The organism is Bradyrhizobium sp. UFLA05-153, from assembly GCF_054185185.1.
This window is the reverse complement of record NZ_JBBIAM010000326.1, coordinates 1-933: the sequence shown is the minus strand read 5'-3', so window position 1 is coordinate 933 and position 933 is coordinate 1. Positions and strand designations below refer to the sequence as shown.

Below are 933 nucleotides of genomic sequence, written 5' to 3'. Positions count from 1 at the left end.
ATAACAGTTTCAATCGCGCGGGATATGTGGCCGTTCAGTTACCGATGACGGCCTGGCCTGGCGCGCGGTCCAACGGCGGGCGTGGTTTAGCGAGGCCGGTCGTGCCGGGCGGGGTCTCGTTGTTAGCCCTCCTTGTGTCGACCCGCTCAAGCGTCGTGACGAATGCCGCGAGGATTGCGATAATCACCGCAACCATGAAAAATCCAATGGCGGTATGGTGGCTATCCCGCTCACTACTCATTGAGGGACCTCCACTCTGGTGTAGAAACGTCAAACGGCTTGGTATGGTTCCTCGTTCAGGCGTCTTGGGTCGATGATGGCATCATGCCTCCGATTTGCCCGACGTGTCAAATGGATTCGGAAAATTCGTAAGGCGTGGCGCGGGCAGGCGTCGGCTACTTTGCATGGGGTTGTTTTCGATGTTTTTGTTGAGGCGCGTGCCGCGCCTCATCTCGTCATGCCTCGGGGCTGCGAGAACGACTGACCACGCTCATCTGATCGCGGCCGCGAGTGCCGCGATCAGGGCCGGCGGCGTCACGAGCAGGCCGAGCTTGAGGAAGGGCCAGGCGCCGACCTCGATCTTCTCGCGGCGCAGCGCCACCAGCCATAGGATGGTGGCGAGTGAGCCGGTGATCGAGAAATTCGGCCCCAGGTCGACGCCGATCAGGATGGCACTGACGACGGATGTGGGCAGGTGATCGCTGGCGACGATCGATCCGGCGACGAGCCCCACCGGCAAATTGTTGGCGATGTTGGTGGCAACCGCAGTCGCAATCCCGACGCTCCAGGCGGCCTTGGGTACGGATTGTCCGACAGCCTCATGCAGGAGCGTGCTGAGATGGCCGATCACGCCGGTCTTGATCAGCGCCTCCACCATCACGAAGAGCCCGCCGACGAGCGGCAGCACGCTCCATGACCTGTCTCTTATACACA

General features: G+C 61.5%; 2 protein-coding genes. Both read right to left on the bottom strand.

Translation table 11 applies throughout. From position 1 onward, the window contains the following. Window positions 1-34: 34 nt before the first annotated feature. Window positions 35-241 (bottom strand): hypothetical protein, encoded by a 207-nt coding sequence (locus Q2941_RS51695; protein ID WP_156944778.1) that lies wholly within the window; start codon window positions 239-241, stop codon window positions 35-37. Between the two features lie 249 nt (window positions 242-490). Beyond that, window positions 491-933, bottom strand: a 443-nt coding sequence (locus Q2941_RS51690) for an ArsB/NhaD family transporter (RefSeq protein WP_458197554.1), incomplete at its 5' end; no start/stop codon positions are given.

Bases quoted from the DNA above. Each gene is read 5' to 3' on its own strand.
- Q2941_RS51695 (WP_156944778.1), bottom strand. From the start codon at position 241: ATGAGTAGTGAGCGGGATAGCCACCATACCGCCATTGGATTTTTCATG.